General features: G+C 65.5%; 2 protein-coding genes and 1 pseudogene. All 3 read right to left on the bottom strand.

The annotated features are described in order from the left end of the window. A partial coding sequence (locus D6877_RS15420) for a VWA domain-containing protein (RefSeq protein WP_130911354.1) occupies positions 1 to 749 on the bottom strand: 749 nt, incomplete at its 3' end. Further along, the gene (locus D6877_RS15415) at positions 742 to 1,239 is read right to left on the bottom strand and encodes a DUF4381 domain-containing protein (protein ID WP_110645661.1); all 498 of its coding nucleotides are present in this window, start codon (positions 1,237 to 1,239) and stop codon (positions 742 to 744) included. The genes D6877_RS15415 and D6877_RS15420, both read right to left, overlap by 8 nt. Next, positions 1,236 to 1,460: pseudogene (locus D6877_RS29945) on the bottom strand (DUF58 domain-containing protein); the annotation flags it as partial. The gene D6877_RS15415 and the pseudogene D6877_RS29945, both read right to left, overlap by 4 nt.

The raw sequence follows: 1,460 nt of genomic DNA, 5'->3' as shown, positions 1-1,460 counted from the left end.
AGGCTCGGATTGACCCCGAGCAGGCCGGTCGAGCCGCTGTCCTCGGGATTGGCGCCGATGCCGATCGGATAGATTCTGACGCCTTCGCTGGCGGCCAGTTTTGCCGCAGTCAGCGGATTGATTTCTCCGCCGTTGTTGGCGCCGTCGGTGACCAGAATCAGCACGCGACTTTGTGCCGGGCGCAGGCGCAGGCGTTTCAGGGCCAGGCCGATGGCATCGCCGATCGCCGTGTTCTTGCCGGCGATGCCGATCCGCGCCTCGTCGAGCCAGACGCGTACGGTGCGCCGGTCAAAGGTCAGCGGCGCTTGCAGGTAGGCCTGACTGCCAAACAGGATCAAACCAACGCGGTCGCCGTCGCGGCTTTCGAGGAAATCACCGAGCAAGTGCTGCACCAGCGACAGGCGACTGACTTCTTCGTCTTGCCACTGCATGTCGGGGAAATCCATCGAGCCGGAAACATCCACCGCTACCAGCAGATCACGGCCACTGGCGGCAATCGGCAGCGGTTCGCCGAGCCATTGCGGGCGCGCGGCGGCGATCAGCAAAATCAGCCACAACAGGATAAACGGCGCCTGCTGCCGCCAGGCCGGCAAGTTGGCGCGGGCGCGGCGGCGGGCGAGGCCTTCGAGGTCGGCGAGGAAACTGACTTTGAGCGCCGGCTCGCCGCTGTCGGCCACCGGCAGGACCAGACGCATCAACCACGGCAGCGGCAACAGCACGAAGATCCAAGGCCAGGCGAACTCAAACATGTTTGCGAATCCACGTGTCGACCGCTTGGGTCAGGCCGGCGATGGCTTTGTCGTCGAGTTTGCATTCCGGCTTGTACGCGCCTTCGACCAGCACCATCCAGCGCGTCAGGCCGGCAGCGGGACAGCGGTTATCGAGGAAGGCCAGCCATTTGCGGCCGTTGAGGGTGTGGCTCTGGCTGTACGGATAGTGGTTGCGGCACAGGCGTTTGAGCAGGCCGTTGAGTTGTTGCAGCCAGGCACCGGCAGGTGCGCCGTCGTAAGGCTTGGGCATTTGCGCCAGTTCGGCGAGCGCGGCGATGCGCACCGGGTCCAGCGGCTGCTCGGCGCGCACCACCGGGCGTTTCTTCATCGGGATGAAGCGGCGCAGCTTCCACACGGCAAAACCCAGCAGCGGCAACAGCAGAAGCAGCAGCCACCAGCCCGGCGCCGGCGGCCAGAAGGCGATCGGCGGCGGCGAGATCAGCGGTTGCAGTTGGTCGAGGCCGTTCATCGACCTTTCCCCGGACGCTGCGGATTCAGGAACTCGCGCATCTGCTCGACCATTTCGCTCTGCGTGCTCAACGGCATCAGCAGCACCCGCAGCTTTTGCGCGAGCAATTCCCAACGGGCGATGCGCGCTTCGGCCTGGGCGCGGTAGGTCTGGCGCAGGTCGAAATTCAGCGTGTCGATTTCCAGCTGCGCGCCACGCTCGGCGAAGCGCAGCAGGCCGGC

The sequence above is a fragment of the Pseudomonas sp. Sample_9 genome, assembly GCF_004307535.1.
Lineage (GTDB): Bacteria > Pseudomonadota > Gammaproteobacteria > Pseudomonadales > Pseudomonadaceae > Aquipseudomonas > Aquipseudomonas mercuritolerans.
This window is presented reverse-complemented; position numbering and strand designations above follow the sequence as displayed.

Excerpts from the sequence above, each read along its gene's own strand:
- D6877_RS15415 (WP_110645661.1), bottom strand. The coding sequence starts at position 1,239 with ATGAACGGCCTCGACCAACTGCAACCGCTGATCTCGCCGCCGCCGATC.